The organism is Klebsiella sp. WOUb02 (assembly GCF_050058015.1).
In the GTDB taxonomy this organism is placed as follows: domain Bacteria; phylum Pseudomonadota; class Gammaproteobacteria; order Enterobacterales; family Enterobacteriaceae; genus Klebsiella.
The window spans coordinates 4,020,044-4,038,574 of the sequence record NZ_CP170110.1; the positions used below are offsets into that span (position 1 = coordinate 4,020,044).

The following is an 18,531-nucleotide window of genomic DNA, read 5'->3' on the forward strand; positions in this document are numbered from 1 at the left end:
TGAACGCGGCGCATTATCAGTGACTTTGGCGGCGCGGGCAAAGTGAAATATAGACTTTTTTTGATTTCCTTGCTCTTCAGGCGCAAACCGCTTGGGAGTAATCCTATATCTTTCAATGATGTACATAAATACTTAATTTTTCGCGCTGGTGCGACCAGCGTGAAATATTTACAATTCCCGACAATCGGGACATGAGGAAGCAGTGTGGAAAGGTTTGATGCCATTGTAATCGGCGCCGGGGCGGCGGGAATGTTTTGTGCAGCACAGGCGGGACAGGCGGGGCTGCGCGTGCTGCTGCTGGATAATGGCAAAAAGCCGGGGCGTAAAATCCTGATGTCCGGCGGCGGGCGCTGCAACTTTACCAATATGTATATCGAGCCGGCGGCCTATCTCAGCCAGAACCCGCATTTCTGCAAGTCGGCGCTGGCGCGCTACACCCAGTGGGATTTTATCGATCTGGTGGGGAAACACGGTATCGCCTGGCATGAGAAGACCCTCGGTCAGCTGTTCTGCGACGACTCTGCCGAGCAGGTGGTCAACCTGCTGCTGGCCGAGTGCGAAAAGGGCGGCGTGCAGATCCGCCTGCGCACGGAGATCCTGAGCGTCGAGCGCGACGACGCGGGCTTCACGCTACAGCTGAACGGCGAAACGGCGGCGGCGAACAGGCTGGTGGTCGCCTCCGGCGGCCTGTCGATGCCGGGCCTTGGCGCCTCGCCGTTCGGCTACAAGCTTGCCGAACAGTTTGGCCTGACGGTGCTGCCGACCCGCGCCGGGCTGGTGCCTTTTACCCTGCATAAACCGCTGCTTGAGCAGCTGCAGACGCTCTCCGGCGTGTCGGTGCCGTCGACCATTACCGCCGAGAACGGCACGGTTTTCCGCGAGAATCTGCTGTTTACCCATCGCGGGCTCTCCGGCCCGGCGGTGCTGCAAATTTCCAGCTACTGGCAGCCGGGGGAGTTCGTCAGCGTCAACCTGCTGCCGGATTGCCATCTTGAGGCGTTCCTCAACCAGCAGCGGGCGGAGCATCCGAATCAAAGCCTGAAAAATACCCTCGCCATGCAGCTGCCGAAGCGTCTGGTCGAGTGCCTGCAGCAGCTGGGGCAGATCCCGGACGTCACGCTGAAGCAGCTCAACCTCCGCGAGCAGGAGGCGCTGGTTGAGACGCTGACCGCATGGCGCGTGCAGCCCAACGGTACCGAGGGCTACCGCACGGCGGAGGTGACCCTCGGCGGCGTGGATACCAACGAACTCTCTTCCCGTACGATGGAAGCGCGAAAAGTGCCCGGGCTCTATTTTATCGGCGAAGTGATGGACGTCACCGGCTGGCTCGGCGGCTATAACTTCCAGTGGGCCTGGGCCTCCGCCTGGGCCTGCGCGCAGGCGCTGGCCGGGAAGTAGGGCGCTACTCTCCGGCGGCAGAAGGCGGCGTAAACAGCGCCTGCCAGGCGCGCGCCGCGCCGTTAATCTCCTCTTTGCGGCTGACCCGGATCAGGTTGGCGCAGAGCTCCGGGGCATCCAGCGGGCGATAGACGATACCCGGAATGCCGACCTGTACCACCGGCTCGGGGACCAGCGCCACCCCCAGCCCGGCGCCGGCCATCGCCAGCACGCTCAGCGTCCCCGACGCGCGGGAGACGAGGCGGTTTTCCCCGCCGCTGAGCGCCTGCAGCGTTGACGCTAGCTGCGCATCCGCATCGTGGCTGGCGTAGAGGATCAGCGGTTCGTCCGCCAGCATCGCCACGCTCAGCCGCGCGTGCGCGGCCAGCGGGCTATCCTCACTCATCGCCACGAACCGCTGCCAGCTGCCGACCGCCTCCCGGCGCAGCGCCGGGTGGTTTGCGCCCTGAAAATCCGGCAGATAGCCGATATCGAGCCGGTCATGCAGAATGGCTTCGATTTGCTGGTGCGGCTCCAGCTCCTGCACCCCGATCTCCGCCTGCGGATAACGCTGGTGAAAGCGCCGCATATCGGCAATCAGCCGACCGCTAAGCACCGCGTTACCGGCAAAGCCGACCCGCACCTGGCCCATCTCCCCCTTGAGCGATCGTTCGACAATTAAGCGACTGTGCTCGGTCTGGGCGAGAATGTTTTGCGCCTGGACCTGCAGCAGCTTCCCGGCTTCGGTGAGCGTCACCCGGCGGCTTGAGCGGATAAACAGCGCGCCTCCCAGCTCGTTTTCGAGGTCTTTAATCTGCTTGCTCAGGGCGGGCTGCACGATGTGCAGGCGCTCCGCGGCGCGCCCGAAATGGCTCTCCTCGGCGACGGCCAAAAAGTAGCGCAGATGGCGTAGCTCCATAGGGCTCCTCATTCATCACTTAAAGTGATTGATCGATGAAATCTGTATATTTGAGTTATTGTATCCCGGCGACAAACTACATCCGGTTCACTAATCGGAGAGACCAACATGCATAGCCAACTGCAGGACCGCCAGCAGCTTAACGATCTGATGACCGGCTGGATCCATCGCGACCTGAGCGAATGGGATAAATTACGCGAGCTGTTTCACCCGGACGGAACGATAGAAATTACCTGGTTTGAGGGGCCGGCCAGCGATTTTATCGATGGTTCGATACGCATGGGCGCCTCTGAGCTGCGGACTCGCCACCTGATTAGCTCCCCGGTCGTGCAGTTCAGCGCGGACGGCAGCCGCGCGATCCTTGAAACCTGCGCGATGATTATTGCGGAGAACACCCGGCTGAATATCGGCTGCGAGTGCCACAACCGTTTTTACGATATGGCGGAAAAGCGCGACGGCGCGTGGCGGCTATTCCACCGGCAGAGTATCTACGATATGGGGACCTTTACCTTCCCGCTGGGACCGGTCGAGGTTGATTCGGCGCTGGCGGCAAAGTATCCGCGCGAGTATGCCGCGCTGGGCTATCTGCTTGAGCAGAGCGGTTTTCCGCTACAGCGGGTTTTTGCCACCCGGGGCAGCGACCTGGAGCGGGAGATGAAAGCCGCAGGCATGCGCTGGCTCTCGGCATAGCGCTGGCAAAAAACGGGCCGCCGGGCGCGGGCCGGCGGGCCCTGGCCGATCAGTTCAGACCGAGAAAATACTGGGCGATTTTGAAGTAGATAATCAGCCCGGTGCCGTCGATCAGGGTGGCGATAAACGGCGCGGAGACCACCGCTGGGTCAATGCCGACGCGCTTGAGCACCAGCGGGATCACCGACGATACCAGCGCGCTCCACAGCGTAATGCACACCAGCGTCAGGCTGACGATCAGCGTGATTTCCATGCCGATGCCCATCATCCAGGCGCGCAGGCATCCCGCCAGCCCGAGCGTGAGGGCGATCAGCAATGACGTCGAGACCTCTTTACGGATAACCCGCCCCATATCGCGCAGCCGCACTTCGCCCAGCGCCATCGAGCGCACCAGCGTGGAGGTGATCTGCGTGCCGCTGTTGCCGCCGGTGCCAATCAGTAGCGGGATGAAGAAGGCCAGCGCAATGGCCGATTCCAGCGCCTCTTCAAAGTGCTGGATCACGCTGCTGGTGTAGGCTTCGGCGACGAACAGCAGCAGCAGCCAGACCGAACGCTTTTTCCACAGCGTCCACGGGCTGATCTCCAGATAGGGCTTCTCCAGCGGCAGCGTGGCGCCCTGCAGATGCGCGTCTTCGGTGACCTCATCTTCCAGCAGATGGGCGATCTCCTTCTCCATCAGGCAGCCCACCAGCTCGCCTTTTTCGACCACCGGCACCAGGTCAAGCCCGCGATCGGCCAGTTCGGCCACCACCTGCTGGCGCTCGTCATCGGGCTTGACGCGGAACAGGCAGCTCTCCATTAAGTGGCGAATGGGCTGAGCGGTATCGCTCTCCTGCAGCAGTTTTTTAATCGACAGGCTGCCGCGCAGCTTCCTGCCGGCGACGACGAAAACCTGGCCTGGAATATCGTCGCTGCTGAGCTGCGAGACAAAGCGCTCCCGCGCTTCATGGACGCTGAGCTGCTCCGGCAGCGTAATAAAATCGGTACGCATGTACTGGGCGATGGCATCGCCGTCGAAGGCGGCGTTAGCCGGATGGGTGGCGCAATATTGGATGGATGACATGGTGTAATTCCCTATAAAAAATCACTCATAGGGGCGAACAAGACAGGATGACCACAGGCAGATTGCGGGCAGATCCCTACGTCCTGGTTTAGGTTGTGCCCCCTGATTAGACGTGAACGTCGCTGGCGGTTATTTTGGCCCAAGGCAAGGCGCGAGCGGTGTAGTTTGGGGGCCCAAATGCGCTGCGAGCAACGCGGTATTGGACCAAAACAGCCCCAGCCCTTCGGGACGCGTGCCGGAAGCGCGTACTCTGCGTTGTCGGGCTTGGGCATAGGTTTCTATGCCCTGCCCCTCCGCCTTGATTACGCGCTTCTGGCTCAGCGTCGACGCCGCGTATAATCAGGGGGCACAACCTCGAACTGTACAACGTATCCGTCCGGCACGAATGCCGTCAGAAGTTACCTTGGCAACACCTTGATTCGATGGATGCCTGTATTTCCCTGAGTGGTCTCTCTCGATACCAGCAGGGCGGTAACTTATATTTGTGCAGGAGCCTCGCCATAACGAGATCGTTAAATGAGGCGCTATTATTCACGAAGCGGGATAGTTAACCATGCTTATGATTCAACAGGTTTATCAACTGTTGATAAACGGCGGCGAGACTACCGGTGGGAGTGCTCCTCGTCGGCGGTCAGGCAGTGCAAATGCCCGTGGCGTACGCCGCGCTGGGTAATCACCTCATCGGCGAAGCGCTGCAGCTGGCCCATCTCCCCTTTTAGCACCGCAATCTCCAGGCAGTCATCGTGGCTGATGTGCACATGCAGCGTGGCGACGGAGAGATCGTGGTGGTGGTGCTGGGCGGCAATCAGCCGGCTCGCCAGCTCGCGCTTCTCGTGTTCATACACGTAGGAGAGCACCGCGTAGCCGCGCTGTTCGCTCTGTTGCGCGTGCTCATGCATCAGGGCGTTGCGCAAAATATCGCGCACCGCTTCCGAGCGGTTGTTGTAGCCCCGCTGTTCGCTGAGCGTATCAAGGGTGGCGAGGAGCTCATCATCAAGAGTCAGGGTTACGCGCTGCATGGTCGTTTCTCTTTGGTCAGGGAGGCTGGAAAAGCGGGAAGTACCGCGCGCTGTAGCGCCCGGCCCGCCGTGGACTGAAGACGCAGCGGGGAGCTTATCTCCGTGGTTTCAACAATTTGCCCGCCCTCCATCACCATCACCCGCTGGCAAAAGCGTTCGACCAGCCGCAGGTCGTGGGTGATAAACAGGCAGGCGCCGGAAAACTGTACCTGCAGACGCTTGAGTAGGGCAACGATCTCCGCCTGCAGCACGAGATCCAGATTCGACACCGCCTCATCAAGGATCAGCAGCTGCGGCCTGGCCACCAGCGCCCGGGCCAGGCACACGCGCTGGAGCTGTCCGCCGCTGAGCTGCAGCGGGCGCCTGTGGAGCAGGTCCGCGGAGAGATCGACCGCCTGCAGCATCGCCTTCACCTGCGCCATGCGCTCATCGCGCGAATAGCGGAACAGGTGGCGCAGCGGTTCGCTGATAATCTCGAGCACCGTTTTACGCGGATTCACCGCGCTCAGCGGGTCCTGAAAAACCAGCTGGATATCGCGGCGAAAGGCGCGCAGAGCTTCGCCCTTGAGGGCCGTGAGCGGCGTGCCGCGCCAGGTGACGACGCCGCATTCCGGCGACTCCAGCCCCACCAGCATGCGCGCGAGAGTGCTCTTGCCGCAGCCGCTGCGGCCGAGCAGGGCGATCGTCTCCCCCGGCGCGATGCTGAGGTCGATCTGCTGCAGCACCGCCGGGTGATGCGGATAACCGTGGCTGACGCCAGCGACGTTAAGTAAATTCACGCTCTGCTCTCCATTCCATACAGCGCCAGGTGCGCCGCCAGCAGCCGCCGGCTAACCGGATGCCGCGGGGCGCTGAACAGGGTTGCCACATCGCAGCGTTCGACGATACGACCGCCATCCATTACCGCGACCTCATGCGCCAGCCGCGCCACCACGCCCATATCGTGGGTGATCAGCAGCAGGCCCTGGCCGCGGGTGGCGACGATCTCTTCCAGCAGGTCAAGAATGCGCGCCTGGGCGACGGCATCGAGGTCGGTGGTGGGCTCATCGGCAAAGATAAACGGCGCCTCGCTCAGCACGGCGAGGGCAATCATCATGCGCTGCAGCATGCCGCCGCTCATCTCGAAGGGATAGCGCCTGAGCAGCCGGGCGGGGTTCTCCAGCCCTACCGCCTGCAGGGCGGCGATAAATGAGGCTTCATCCGGCGGCCGGCCGACGGCGCGGCAGGTTTCCCGGGCGTGAGCCGCCATGGTGTGCAGCGGGTTAAAGGCGCTGCGAGGATTCTGCATGATGGTGGCGACGGTGCCTCCGCGCAGCTGCCTGCCGAGGACCGGCATACCGTCGAGCAGGATGCGCCCGGCGCTCTGGCGGACGCCGGGCGGCAGCACCTCAAGGGCCGCGGCGCAGGTCAGCGATTTTCCGCAGCCGCTGCTGCCGAGCAGCGCCAGCACCTGGCCGCGTCGCAGCGTCAACGACAGATCGTGGACCAGAGGTTGCCCGGCGTGGAGGGTGAAGTGCTCGAGTTCGATCTGCTGTGGCATCAGTGGCTATGCTCCGCGATCAGGTGAGGATCGAGACGATCGCGCAGCGCGTCGCCCACCAGGTTAAAGGCCATCACGCTGATAAACAGCGCCAGGCCAGGCCACAGCATCTGCAGCGGCTGGGTCCAGATATACTGGCGCGCGTCGTTAATCATCACTCCCCACTCCGCGGTTGGCGCGCTGACGCCGAGGCCAAGGAACGACATTCCGGCGACGTGCAGCATCATATGGCCGATATCAAGCGTGGCGAGCACCAGCAGCGACGGCACCACCGCGCCTGCCAGATGATCGACAAAGACGCGGACATGCCCCGCCCCGCACAGCCGGGAGGCGAGGACAAACTCGCGCTGGCGTAGCGAAATCGTCAGGCTGCGCACCATCCGCGCGTACCATGCCCAGTGCGACAGGGCGATGGCGATAATCACGTTAGTCAGCCCGCTACCCAGTACGCCGACCATGAAAAACGACAGGATTGAGGTCGGAAAGGTCATAAACATATCGGCAACCCGCATGGTGAGCTGATCGACCCGGCCGCCCATCAGCCCGGCGCAGCCGCCGATAACCAGCCCGAGCGTCAGCACCAGCAGCAGGCAGGCCAGCACCGCGCCGAGAGAAACCCGGGTGGCGGCCAGCAGACGGGAAAGCGTATCGCGTCCCAGATGGTCGGTACCCAGCCAGTGCTGGCCGTCCGGCAACAGCAGGCGAGACGATAAATCAACGGCCTGCGGGTCGTAGGGCAGCCACCACTGGCCGGTGAGGGCAATCAGCGCCAGCAGGATAATGACGATCAGCGCCAGGCGTACCGGCCAGCGGGCGGAAAGAAAAAGGTTCACCGGCGCGCTCCTTCATGGCGGCGAATGCGCGGGTCCAGCGCGGCGTTGAGCAGGTCAACCGTCAGGTTGCAGAGGGCAAACACCACCACCATCACCAGCGTGAAGCACTGGATCACCGGGTAGTCGCGGTTAAAGATGGCCGATACCGCGTAGCGCCCGATGCCCGGCCAGGCAAAGATATTTTCGATAATCATCGTGCCGCCAATCAGCTCGGCAATATGCATCCCGATAGCCGTCACCACGGGCAGAGAGGCGTTGCGTACAATATGACGGCGTTCGGTTTGCCGGTCGCTCAACCCGCGCAGCCGCGCCCAGGTCACGTGCCGCTGGCCGGCAACCTCCAGCATGCTGGCGCGCAGCAGGCGGGCGTTAATGGCCAGCGACATCAGGGCTATCGACGCCGCGGGTAGAATAAGGTGCCGCCAGCCGCCGTAGCCCAGCGCCGGCAGCCACTGCAAGTAGACGGAAAAAAACATCACTAGCAGGAAGGCGAGCCAGAAGTTGGGCATCGAGACGCCGAGAAAAGCGATCGCCCGCACGATGAAATCCGCCGGGCGGTCGCGATGGCGGGCGGCCCAAATCCCCAGCGGCACGGAGGTCAGCAGGATAATGACCAGCGCCGCGCCCGCCAGCTGCAGCGTGGCGGGCAGGAAGTGCATCACGTCGTCGATTACCGGTCGCTGGGTGGCGAAGGAGAGGCCAAAATCGAGATGCAGCGCCTGCCATAGCCAGTCTGACGTACTGGGCGACGAGCGGCTGGTCCAGCCCGAGCATCGCGCGCGTGGAGGCCACCATCTCCGGCGTCGGCGGGAGATTTGATAAGCGCAGATAGTCCAGCGCCGGGTCGCCGGTGCCGAGGCGCAGCATCAGAAAGATAATGACCGAGGCGGCGAAAATCATCGGCATCAGCAGCAGGATGCGCCGCAGTGCGTAGCGCCGCATCAGGGCTGCTCCGGCTGGATCAGTTCGAACGGAATCTCGGCGGCGATGGGAGCGTAAGGGATCGTGCCGAGCTCGGGTTTTGCCACCACCATCGTTGAGACGTAGCTGATGGGCAGATAGACCGCATCGTTATGCAGGCGGGTCAGGATGTCGCGATACAGCGCCTGGCGCCGGGTTTCGTCGGCGGTAGCCAGCACCTTGCCAATCTGCTGGTCGATAAGCGCCTTATCGGCTAATCCCAGCTGGGCCTGATAGTCGGCGTGAGAGGGGACGCGCATCGAGCTCATAAAGGCGTGCGGATCGTACGGCGCGCCCCAGGTGCGGTTAAAAATCATGCCGAAGCGGCCGTCGCGCTGGCGGGCGTAAATACTGCTCTCTTCTTCGCCGTTGAGCACGACGTCGACGCCCACCTGGCGCATATCGGCCTGCATAATTTCGGCCATGGATTTGCTCAGCGCGTCGGTGCCGATAAACGACATCTCTATGCGCAGCGGCTGGCCGTTTTTCCGGCGGATCTGTTCGCCCGCGGGCCTCAGCCAGCCGGCCTTCTCCAGCAGGGCGTTAGCCCGCTGCGGATCGTAGCGGCGCGGCGTCAGGCCGATATTAGCGTAGGGGACCGAAGAGGCAAACAGGGTATCGGCGACCTGCTGGGTGCCGTACAGCGCGTTGTCGATCAGCGACTTTTTGTTGACCGCGTAGTTGAGCGCTTCCCGCACCGCCAGCTCATTGGTCGGCGCTTTGGCAGAGTTAAGCGCCAGCATCACCGTTTCAACGGGCTGAGAAAGCTGGGTGCGCCAGGCCGGGCTATGGCTGAAACGCTCGAAGGTGTCCAGCGGCAGCAGGCCCTCGTTGCCGTAAAGCAGATCGATATCGCCGGTTTCAAAGGCTACGGCGCGGGTCAGCGGATCCGGAATGACCTTCACGGTCACCTGGTCAAGCGCCGGTTTTTCGCCCCAGTAGCGTGGGTTGCGCACCAGCACGTCATACTGGTTGAGTTTGGTGGTTTTCAGCACCCACGGCCCGGTGCCGATGGGCGCCTTAATGTCGTGCAGGGTGCCGCCGTCAACAAACTGTGACGGGGCGATAAAGCGGAACGGACGCGGCAGCGCCAGCTCCTGGAGAAAAGGGTAGTAGGCGCTTTTGAGGGTGATTTGCAGCTGGCTATCGCTCAGCGCTCTGACATCGCTGATCTGGTTGGTCAGCTCCAGCCAGGCGTGACGCTGCCTGTTCGCCAGCACCGCCTGAAAATTGGCTACCGCCGCCCGGGCGTTAAACGGTTCGCCGTTGGAGAACTGCACGTCACTGCGCAGGGTAAACAGCCAGACTTTTCCGTCCGCGGAGTGGCTCCAGCGGCTCGCCAGCCACGGCTTGACCGAGCCATCCTGCTGATATTTGACCAGCGGCTCGTAGACCATGCTCTGGGCGAACATCTGGTTGGGGGTATAGAGGTGGGGATTCAGAGGGCCAACGTTAACCGGCCAGGCGGTCACTAATTCACGCGCGGCCGCGCCGGTAAGCAGAGGCAGGCAGATGAAAACCGCCGTCAGAAGAGGGCGGATGAAGGAGCGAAGGATCGACAAGGCGTTAATCTCAGTGAGCGGAAAAGTATGATGCTTTTAATAATTCATCATACTTTAGGGGTCACTCAGATCAATCAATGGCCCAATAGTATAAGAAAATCATATAGACGCGCGCTATCAGCGGCGCCTGAAACCTGAGTTCACGGTCGTGCGCCGATAGGGACGCTATTATTCATTATCCTGCCAGCCAATTAGCCGCCGGTTTTTTTGCAAACCTGTAATACCCCGGAAATAATTTTGTGATCTATGTAAGATTTCTCTGTTTAGTATCAGCGCGTAACATTCTATTTATTGTTTAACGGTTTAATGTTTGTTTAATTTACCGCGCCGAGCTCCCGGCCGCTGCCGATCCGGAAACTCCATCCTTCCCGCTTAAATCAGCCATCACAGTTAATAAACTTATTTATAAAACAACTGGTTGTATTGCCGATCGCCAACTATATTAATTTCTTAATATTATCCTAAGCAACCCCGTCTAAATTAAATAACGGCAAATACCCTGCAATGAAAATGTGGCATTGAAAGAATTTCATTTTCATTTTGTTTAAGTCCGCTGGCGCAGGATATTTTTTTCTACCGGTCTGAGTTTGTTCGGACCATATACTGAGCAGGAAAATGATGAGCGAATTTTTGCCGTTTTCGCGCCCGTCAATGGGTGACGCAGAGCTGGCCGCGCTGCGTGAAGTTTTGCAATCAGGTTGGATCACCACCGGGCCGAAAAATCAGGCGCTGGAAGAGGCCTTCTGCACGCTGACCGGCAATCGTCACGCGGTGGCGGTCAGCTCGGCCACCGGCGGCATGCACGTCACGCTGATGGCGCTGGGCATCGGCGCCGGCGATGAGGTGATCACCCCTTCGCAGACCTGGGTCTCGACCCTCAACATGATCTGTCTGCTGGGCGCGACGCCGGTGATGATCGATATCGATCGCGATAACCTAATGATCGCCGCTGAAGCGGTCGAAGCGGCGATTACCCCCCGCACCAGGGCCATCGTTCCCGTGCATTACGCGGGCGCGCCGGCGGATATCGACGCCATTCGCGCCGTCGGCGAGCGTCACGGTATCGCGGTGATTGAAGATGCCGCCCACGCGGCGGGGACTTACTACAAGGGCCGTCACGTTGGCAGCCGCGGCACCGCAATCTTCTCCTTCCACGCCATTAAAAATATGACCTGCGCCGAAGGCGGCCTGATCGTCACCGATGACGACGAGCTGGCTTCGCGCATCCGTAGCCTCAAATTCCACGGCCTTGGCGTTGATGCCTACGACCGTCAGACCCTCGGCCGCGCGCCGCAGGCGGAGGTGATCTCCCCGGGCTTCAAGTACAACCTGGCCGATATCAACGCCGCGCTGGCGCTGGTGCAGGCTGAAGAAGCTGCCGCACGCCAACCGCCGTCGCGCCGACATTGCTCGTCGCTATCTGAGCGAGCTGGCGGATACCCCGTTCGCGCCGCTGCAGGCGCCTGACTGGGAGCACCAGCACGCCTGGCACCTGTTTATTATCCGCGTCGATGAGGCCCTCTGCGGCATTAATCGCGATGCCTTAATGGAGCAGCTGAAAGCCATGGGCATCGGCACCGGGCTGCATTTCCGCGCGGCGCATACGCAAAAGTACTACCGCGAGCGCTTCCCGACGCTGTCATTACCGAATACGGAATGGAACAGCGCGCGCATTTGTTCACTCCCGCTGTTCCCGGATATGACCGATGACGACGTCACCCGCGTGATCTCCGCTCTGCGCCAGCTGTCAGGACGTTAATATGTTTACTTATCCTCCCGTGAAGAAAGTCTCGGTGGTCATCCCCGTTTATAACGAACAGGAGAGCCTGCCGGAGCTCATTCGCCGCACGGATAGCGCCTGCGCCACCCTTGGGCGCGACTATGAAATCCTGCTGGTCGATGATGGCAGCAGCGATGACTCCGCCCGCATGCTGACGGCGGCAGCCGAAGCCGAAGGCAGCCGCGTCGTGGCGGTGCTGCTGAACCGCAACTACGGCCAGCACTCGGCGATCATGGCGGGCTTTAGCCACGTCACCGGCGATCTGATTATCACTCTTGATGCCGACCTGCAAAACCCGCCGGAGGAGATCCCGCGGCTGGTGGAGAAAGCGGACGAGGGTTATGACGTGGTCGGTACCGTACGTCAGAACCGCCAGGATACCTTCTTCCGCAAAACCGCGTCGAAGATGATCAACCGCCTGATCCAGCGCACCACCGGCAAAGCGATGGGCGATTACGGCTGCATGCTGCGGGCCTATCGCCGCCATATCATCGACGCGATGCTCAACTGCCACGAGCGCAGCACCTTTATCCCGATCCTCGCGAACACCTTCGCCCGCCGGGCGGTGGAGATCCCGGTGATGCACGCCGAGCGCGAGTTCGGCGATTCCAAATACAGCTTTATGCGCCTGATTAACCTGATGTACGACCTGGTGACCTGCCTGACCACCACGCCGCTGCGTCTGCTCAGCGTTTTCGGCAGCGTCATCGCCCTGCTGGGCTTTGCCTTCTCGATCCTGCTGATCGTGCTGCGCCTGGTTCTCGGCCCGCAGTGGGCGGCCGAAGGGGTGTTCGTGCTCTTCGCCGTGCTGTTTATGTTTATCGGCGCCCAGTTTGTCGGCATGGGCCTGCTTGGGGAGTATATCGGCCGCATCTATAACGATGTGCGCGCCCGCCCCCGCTACTTTATTCAACGTGTTGTTCGTCAGCCGGAAACGGCATCTCAAGAGGAAGATCGTTCATGAAAGCCGTAGTCTTCGCTTATCACGATATGGGTTGTGCTGGTATTCAGTCCCTGCTGGACGCCGGGTATGACATTGCCGCTATTTTCACCCATCCGGATAACCCCGGCGAAAACCATTTCTTTGGTTCGGTGGCGCGTATCGCTGCGGAACAAGGTATCCCGGTGTGGGCGCCAGAAGATGTGAATCACCCGCTGTGGATTGAACGTATCCGCGACATGAAACCGGAGGTCCTGTTCTCCTTTTACTACCGCAATCTGCTGGGCGATGAGATCCTCAATCTTGCGCCGCAGGGCGCCTTTAATCTGCACGGCTCCCTGCTGCCGAAGTATCGCGGCCGCGCGCCGCTGAACTGGGTGCTGGTCAACGGTGAAAGCGAAACGGGCGTCACCCTGCACCGCATGGTCAGCCGCGCCGATGCCGGCGATATCGTCGCCCAGCAGACGGTGGCCATCGGCGGCGATGACGTGGCGCTGACCCTGCACCGCAGGCTATGCGCGGCGGCGTCCGAGCTGCTGGGCCAGGCGCTGCCGGCGATCCGTGAAGGCAAAATTGACGCTCGCGCGCAGGACGAGAGCCAGGCGACCTACGTCGGCCGCCGTACGCCGGAAGATGGCCGTCTTGACTGGGAGCAGCCCGCTCAGGCCCTGCATAACCTGGTCCGCGCGGTATCCGATCCGTGGCCGGGCGCGTTTGGCTATACCGGCGCCAACAAATTTATCGTCTGGACATCTCGCGTCCGCCGCGATCTGCCGGCGGCGAAGCCGGGGACGGTGATCTCCACCGCGCCGCTGGTGGTCGCCTGCCGGGACGGAGCGCTGGAAATCGTCACCGGCCAGACCGATCGCGGCGTCTATATGCAGGGTACCCAGCTGGCGCAGGCTTTGGGCCTGGTCTCCGGCGCCGTGCTGAGCAGCAAGCCGGTGGCGGCGGCTAAGCGCCGCACCCGCGTGCTGATCCTCGGCGTTAACGGGTTTATCGGCAACCATCTGACCGAGCGCTTACTGCAGGACGATAATTACGAAATCTACGGTCTGGATATCGGTTCTGATGCCATCAGCCGCTTCCTCGAGAACCCGCGCTTCCACTTCGTCGAAGGGGATATCAGCATTCACTCCGAATGGATTGAGTATCACATTAAGAAATGCGACGTGGTTCTGCCGCTGGTGGCGATCGCCACGCCTATCGAATACACCCGTAACCCGCTGCGCGTGTTCGAGCTGGACTTCGAAGAGAACCTGAAGATTATCCGCGACTGCGTGAAGTACGATAAGCGCATTATTTTCCCGTCGACCTCGGAAGTGTACGGTATGTGCACCGATAAAAACTTCGATGAAGACAGTTCGAACCTGGTGGTGGGGCCGATCAACAAGCAGCGCTGGATCTATTCGGTATCGAAGCAGCTGCTCGATCGCGTGATCTGGGCCTACGGCGACAAAGCCGCGCTGCGCTTCACCCTGTTCCGTCCGTTTAACTGGATGGGCCCGCGTCTGGATAACCTCAACGCCGCGCGTATCGGCAGCTCCCGCGCCATTACCCAGCTGATTCTCAACCTGGTTGAGGGCTCGCCGATTAAGCTTATCGAAGGCGGTAAGCAGAAGCGCTGCTTCACCGATATCAGCGACGGGATTGAGGCGCTGTTCCGGATTATCGAGAACAAAGACGGCCGCTGCGACGGGCAGATTATCAACATCGGTAACCCGGATAACGAAGCCAGTATTAAAGAGCTGGCGGAGATGCTGCTGGCTTGCTTCGAGCGCCATCCGCTGCGCGGCAGCTTCCCGCCGTTCGCCGGCTTCCGCGATGTCGAAAGCAGCGATTACTACGGTAAAGGTTATCAGGACGTCGAGCACCGTAAGCCGAGCATCCGCAACGCGAAGCGCTGCCTGAGCTGGACGCCGACGGTACCGATGGAAGAGACCGTCGAGCATACCCTCGACTTCTTCCTGCGCACCGTTGAACTGGCGGATGATAAGAGATCATGAAACAGGTCGGCTTACGCATAGATGTTGATACCTTTCGCGGCACGCGGGACGGAGTTCCGCGGCTGCTGAGCCTTCTGGCCCAGCACGGGATTCAGGCAAGCTTCTTTTTTAGCGTTGGGCCGGACAATATGGGGCGCCATTTGTGGCGCCTGATAAAACCGAAGTTTTTGTGGAAGATGCTGCGCTCAAAGGCGGCCTCGCTGTACGGCTGGGACATCCTGCTGGCCGGTACCGCTTGGCCCGGGCGGCGCATCGGCGCGGGGAATGAAGAGGTACTGCGCGCGACGGCGCAGGCGCATGAGGTGGGCCTGCATGCCTGGGATCACTACAGCTGGCAGGCGTGGAGCGGCGTCTGGCCGCAGGAGCGTCTGGCGCTGGAGGTTGAACGCGGGCTGCTGGAGCTGGAGCGGATTATTGGCCGTCCGGTAACCTGCTCCGCCGTCGCCGGCTGGCGCGCCGACCAGCGGGTCATCAAAGCTAAAGAGTCCTTCGATTTTCTCTACAACAGCGACTGCCGGGGCAGCCGCCCCTTCCGGCCGCAGCTCGGCGACCAGACGCTGGGGACCGTGCAGATCCCGGTCACGCTTCCCACCTGGGATGAGGTGGTCGGCAGCGTGGTGGATGCCGGCGGCTTTAATCGCTATCTGCTGGACTGCATTCATCGCGACCCGGGCGTCCCGGTCTATACCATTCACGCCGAAGTGGAAGGCATCGCCTTTGCGCAGCAGTTTGATGAACTGCTGACGCTGGCGGCGCGGGAAGAGATCCTGTTTTGTCCGCTAAGCCAGCTGCTGCCCGCTGATTTTAGCGCGCTGCCGGTGGGCAAGGTGGTACGCGGTGAACTGGCCGGCCGGGAAGGCTGGCTTGGGCGTGAACAATTACTGAGTCAGGACGTATGAAAAGCATTCGTTATGGTATCTCCCTGCTGGCGCTGTTTGCCCTGTATTACGTACTGCCGCTGAATTTCCGCCTGCTCTGGCAGCCTGACGAGACGCGCTACGCGGAGATCAGCCGCGAAATGCTGGCCTCCGGCGACTGGGTGGTGCCGCATTTCCTCGGACTGCGCTACTTTGAAAAACCGATTGCCGGCTACTGGATTAACAGCATCGGGCAGTGGCTATTTGGCCACAACAACTTCGGCGTGCGCTTTGGCTCGGTCTTCTCCATCAGCGTGACCGCGCTGCTGGTTGCCTGGCTGGCGTGGCGGATCTGGCGGGATAAGCGGCTGGCGATCCTCTCCGGCGTGATGTTCCTCACCGCGCTGCTGGTCTACGGTATCGGCACCTATGCGGTGCTGGACCCGATGATCGCCATGTGGATGGCCCTCGCCATGTGCAGCTTCTGGGGCGCCGCTCAGGCGCAGACCTCGAAGGGTAAAATGGCCGGCTATCTCCTGCTGGGCGTGGCCTGCGGGATGGGGGTGATGACCAAAGGCTTCCTCGCCCTGGCGGTGCCGGTGGTTGGCGTACTGCCGTGGGTGATTGCGCGTAAGCGCTGGCGCGAAGTGCTGACCTGGGGCTGGCTGGCGGTGGGCGTCTGCGCGCTGGTGGTGCTGCCGTGGGGGCTGGCCATTGCCCAGCGCGAGCCGGACTTCTGGCGCTACTTCTTCTGGGTGGAGCATATTCAGCGCTTTGCCGAGCAAGACGCTCAGCATAAAGCGCCGTTCTGGTACTACATTCCGTTCCTGATTGGCGGAAGCCTGCCGTGGCTGGCGCTGCTGCCCGGGGCGCTGAAGCGCGGCTGGAGCGAACGCGACGACGCCCGCGGCGCGCTGTATCTGCTGGGCTGGGTGGCGATGCCGCTGCTGTTCTTTAGCATTGCTAAGGGCAAGCTGCCGACCTACATCCTGCCGTGCTTTGGGCCGCTGGCGATTCTGATGGCCCGCTATGCGCTGGAGGCGGCGAAAGCGGGGGGCAGGGCGCTGCGCATCAACGCCATGATCAACATCGGCTTCGGCCTGGCCGGTCTGCTGGCGGTGCTGGCGGTCTCGCCGTGGAGCTTTATGCACAAGCCGGTGTGGTCGCAGATCGAGCTGTATAAATGCCTGCTGGCAGCCCTGATCTTTGCGCTCTGGGCGCTGGTGGGCTGGCTGACGCTCAGGGATAGCGCCCGGCGCTGGCCGCTCGCCGCCTGCTGCCCGCTGGGGCTGGCGCTGCTGGTGGGGTTCGCTATTCCCGACCGGGTTATTGATAGCAAGCAGCCGCAGTTTATGGTCGATATCGTCGGCGAGTCGCTGGCGCCGAGCCGCTACGTGCTGACCAATAACGTCGGTATTGCCGGCGGCCTGTCGTGGGAGCTCAGGCGCAGCGATATCATCCTGTTCGATAAGCAAGGTGAGCTAAAATATGGTCTCGACTGGCCGGACGCGCAGGGCCGCTACCTAAGCGAGGGCGACTTTGCCAGCTGGCTGGAGGCGCATCGTCAGCAGGGGCCGGTGTCGCTGGTTCTGCTGATGGATAAAGGGGAGAGCATGAACGACCTGCCGCTACCGAAACCCGATAGCTCCTATGAGCTAGGACGGGTTGTGTTTATCCAGTATCTGCCGCAATGAGCATCTGGATCTGCCTGGCCCTCGCCAGCCTGCTGAGCTGCGCCGGGCAGCTGTGCCAGAAACAGGCCACCCGCCCGTCGAAATCCGGGCGGCGCGGGCGGCATATTCTCGGCTGGCTGGGGCTGGCGCTGCTGGCGCTCGGCGGCGGAATGCTGCTGTGGCTGAGCGTGCTGCAGGCGATCCCGGTGAGCGTTGCCTACCCGATGCTGAGCCTCAATTTCGTCTGGGTCACCCTCGCGGCGTGGGGCGTCTGGCGCGAGCCGGTGGCGCGTCGCCACTGGGTTGGGGTCGGGCTGATTGTCGTGGGGATCGTGATTCTCGGGAGTAGCGTCTGATGGGCTTAATCTGGGCGCTACTTAGCGTCGGGCTGGTCAGCGCCGCGCAGGCTGCTACTGCGCGGGGCGATGGTGGAACTGCCGCCGCTGACCGAGCTGGTCGCGTTTATCAGCCACCTTGTCCATCTCCGGGCCGGCACCTTCGGCCTGGCGCTGGGGCTGGGCGGCTATCTGCTGTCGATGGTGTGCTGGTACTTTGCGCTGCACCGCCTGCCGCTCGCCAAAGCCTACGCGCTGCTGAGCCTGAGCTACATTGCGGTATGGGCCGCGGCGATCTGGCTGCCCGGCTGGCACGAGGCCTTCCGCTGGCGCGCGCTGCTGGGCGTGCTGCTTATCGTTGTCGGGGTGCTGACCATCTTCTGGCCGCTGAAGCGCAAAGCATAGCTTAGCCCAACCGTTCGACCTTGAGCTCGAACGGCGTCGGCGTGCAGACCGCGAGGCTGAGGTTGCCAAGCTGGAGCTGGCTGACCGACAGCCGGCCTCGGAAGGTGCTGTCGACGCTAGCGATCTGCCAGGCGCTGCCGCCGCGCTTCTTAACGATGGCCTCTTTACGCGTCCAGATGCGCCAGAACGCGGCCAGCTGCTGCTCCGGCCGTTCGGCCTCCAACTGAGCGTGCTCGCCGGCGCTAAATACCGCATTGGCGATCCGACGCCAGTTTTCACGCGGGCGAATGACTTCAATATCGCAGCCCACTTCTCCCTCGTCGCTGAGCAGCAGCGCAATATTGTCGCCGCTATGGCTGAGGTTAAACCACAGCGGCGTCCCGTCAGCAAACCCCGGCTTGCCCTGTTCGGCGTAGATAATCTCGGGCAGCGGCGTCATCGCCCGGGAGAGCAGCGCGCGGCCAGCCAGCCAGCCAGCGCGGCGCGCTCCCTGCGGCGCGAGGGCGGAGATCGCCGGCGGCAGCGCCTGGGTGTTTAAGGTCGAAATTTTCCCCAGCAAAAGCCGATACATA

Annotated in this window: 15 protein-coding genes, 3 pseudogenes and 1 riboswitch; of the genes and pseudogenes, 9 read left to right on the forward strand and 9 right to left on the reverse strand. The window is 61.9% G+C overall.

What is annotated here, in order from left to right; translation table 11 throughout:
* Positions 1-204 precede the first annotated feature (204 nt).
* The gene (locus ABOC21_RS26455) at positions 205-1,398 is read left to right on the forward strand and encodes an NAD(P)/FAD-dependent oxidoreductase (RefSeq protein ID WP_426813836.1); all 1,194 of its coding nucleotides are present in this window, start codon (positions 205-207) and stop codon (positions 1,396-1,398) included.
* Between the two features lie 4 nt (positions 1,399-1,402).
* Here ABOC21_RS26455 and ABOC21_RS26460 read toward each other — a convergent pair whose 3' ends face one another.
* On the reverse strand, positions 1,403-2,296 hold the full coding sequence (locus tag ABOC21_RS26460) for a LysR substrate-binding domain-containing protein (protein ID WP_426813837.1): 894 nt from the start codon (positions 2,294-2,296) through the stop codon (positions 1,403-1,405).
* 108 nt (positions 2,297-2,404) lie between these two features.
* Between ABOC21_RS26460 and ABOC21_RS26465 the strand changes: the two genes are divergently transcribed.
* Positions 2,405-2,986, forward strand: coding sequence for a nuclear transport factor 2 family protein (locus ABOC21_RS26465; protein ID WP_426813838.1), 582 nt, complete (start codon positions 2,405-2,407; stop codon positions 2,984-2,986).
* Positions 2,987-3,035: 49 nt separating this feature from the next.
* Here ABOC21_RS26465 and ABOC21_RS26470 read toward each other — a convergent pair whose 3' ends face one another.
* From ABOC21_RS26470 to nikA, 7 genes and pseudogenes are all read right to left on the reverse strand, one after another.
* The gene (locus ABOC21_RS26470) at positions 3,036-4,049 is read right to left on the reverse strand and encodes a magnesium transporter (RefSeq protein ID WP_426813839.1); all 1,014 of its coding nucleotides are present in this window, start codon (positions 4,047-4,049) and stop codon (positions 3,036-3,038) included.
* Between the two features lie 331 nt (positions 4,050-4,380).
* A riboswitch (M-box (ykoK) riboswitch) is annotated at positions 4,381-4,564 on the reverse strand.
* Positions 4,565-4,651: 87 nt separating this feature from the next.
* On the reverse strand, positions 4,652-5,068 hold the full coding sequence (gene nikR, locus ABOC21_RS26475; RefSeq protein WP_426813840.1) for a nickel-responsive transcriptional regulator NikR: 417 nt from the start codon (positions 5,066-5,068) through the stop codon (positions 4,652-4,654).
* Positions 5,056-5,847, reverse strand: coding sequence for a nickel import ATP-binding protein NikE (nikE, locus tag ABOC21_RS26480; RefSeq protein ID WP_426813841.1), 792 nt, complete (start codon positions 5,845-5,847; stop codon positions 5,056-5,058). Before nikE ends, nikR begins: the two co-directional genes overlap by 13 nt.
* Entirely contained in the window at positions 5,844-6,608 is a 765-nt protein-coding gene (gene nikD / locus ABOC21_RS26485; protein ID WP_426813842.1) for a nickel import ATP-binding protein NikD, read from the reverse strand. Before nikD ends, nikE begins: the two co-directional genes overlap by 4 nt.
* The gene (nikC, locus tag ABOC21_RS26490) at positions 6,608-7,441 is read right to left on the reverse strand and encodes a nickel ABC transporter permease subunit NikC (RefSeq protein ID WP_426813843.1); all 834 of its coding nucleotides are present in this window, start codon (positions 7,439-7,441) and stop codon (positions 6,608-6,610) included. Before nikC ends, nikD begins: the two co-directional genes overlap by 1 nt.
* A pseudogene (gene nikB, locus ABOC21_RS26495) lies at positions 7,438-8,383 on the reverse strand (nickel ABC transporter permease subunit NikB). Before nikB ends, nikC begins: the two are co-directional and overlap by 4 nt.
* Positions 8,383-9,942, reverse strand: a complete 1,560-nt coding sequence (nikA, locus tag ABOC21_RS26500) for a nickel ABC transporter substrate-binding protein (RefSeq protein WP_426815588.1) — start codon at positions 9,940-9,942, stop codon at positions 8,383-8,385. Before nikA ends, nikB begins: the two are co-directional and overlap by 1 nt.
* Positions 9,943-10,581: 639 nt before the next feature.
* On the opposite strand from nikA, the pseudogene arnB reads away from it, so the two are divergent.
* The 7 genes and pseudogenes from arnB to arnF all read left to right on the forward strand — a co-directional run bounded on the left by arnB (position 10,582) and on the right by arnF (position 17,959).
* Positions 10,582-11,722: pseudogene (gene arnB, locus ABOC21_RS26505) on the forward strand (UDP-4-amino-4-deoxy-L-arabinose aminotransferase).
* A gap of 1 nt (position 11,723) precedes the next feature.
* The gene (gene arnC / locus ABOC21_RS26510) at positions 11,724-12,707 is read left to right on the forward strand and encodes an undecaprenyl-phosphate 4-deoxy-4-formamido-L-arabinose transferase (protein WP_426813844.1); all 984 of its coding nucleotides are present in this window, start codon (positions 11,724-11,726) and stop codon (positions 12,705-12,707) included.
* Positions 12,704-14,689 carry a bifunctional UDP-4-amino-4-deoxy-L-arabinose formyltransferase/UDP-glucuronic acid oxidase ArnA gene (arnA, locus tag ABOC21_RS26515; protein WP_426813845.1) on the forward strand — a complete coding sequence of 662 codons (1,986 nt, stop codon included), beginning with the start codon at positions 12,704-12,706 and terminating at the stop codon, positions 14,687-14,689. The genes arnC and arnA overlap by 4 nt, the downstream gene beginning before the upstream one ends.
* Entirely contained in the window at positions 14,686-15,588 is a 903-nt protein-coding gene (gene arnD / locus ABOC21_RS26520; RefSeq protein ID WP_426813846.1) for a 4-deoxy-4-formamido-L-arabinose-phosphoundecaprenol deformylase, read from the forward strand. Before arnA ends, arnD begins: the two co-directional genes overlap by 4 nt.
* A complete protein-coding gene (arnT, locus tag ABOC21_RS26525) occupies positions 15,585-17,240 on the forward strand; it encodes a lipid IV(A) 4-amino-4-deoxy-L-arabinosyltransferase (RefSeq protein ID WP_426813847.1) in 1,656 nt (551 codons plus the stop codon). Before arnD ends, arnT begins: the two co-directional genes overlap by 4 nt.
* Entirely contained in the window at positions 17,237-17,575 is a 339-nt protein-coding gene (gene arnE / locus ABOC21_RS26530) for a 4-amino-4-deoxy-L-arabinose-phosphoundecaprenol flippase subunit ArnE (protein WP_426813848.1), read from the forward strand. Before arnT ends, arnE begins: the two co-directional genes overlap by 4 nt.
* Positions 17,575-17,959 (forward strand): annotated as a pseudogene (gene arnF, locus ABOC21_RS26535) (4-amino-4-deoxy-L-arabinose-phosphoundecaprenol flippase subunit ArnF). Before arnE ends, arnF begins: the two are co-directional and overlap by 1 nt.
* Before the next feature lies 1 nt (position 17,960).
* On the opposite strand, the gene acpT reads toward arnF, so the two are convergent.
* Positions 17,961-18,530, reverse strand: a complete 570-nt coding sequence (gene acpT / locus ABOC21_RS26540; RefSeq protein ID WP_426813849.1) for a 4'-phosphopantetheinyl transferase AcpT — start codon at positions 18,528-18,530, stop codon at positions 17,961-17,963.
* Between the last annotated feature and the right edge of the window lies 1 nt (position 18,531).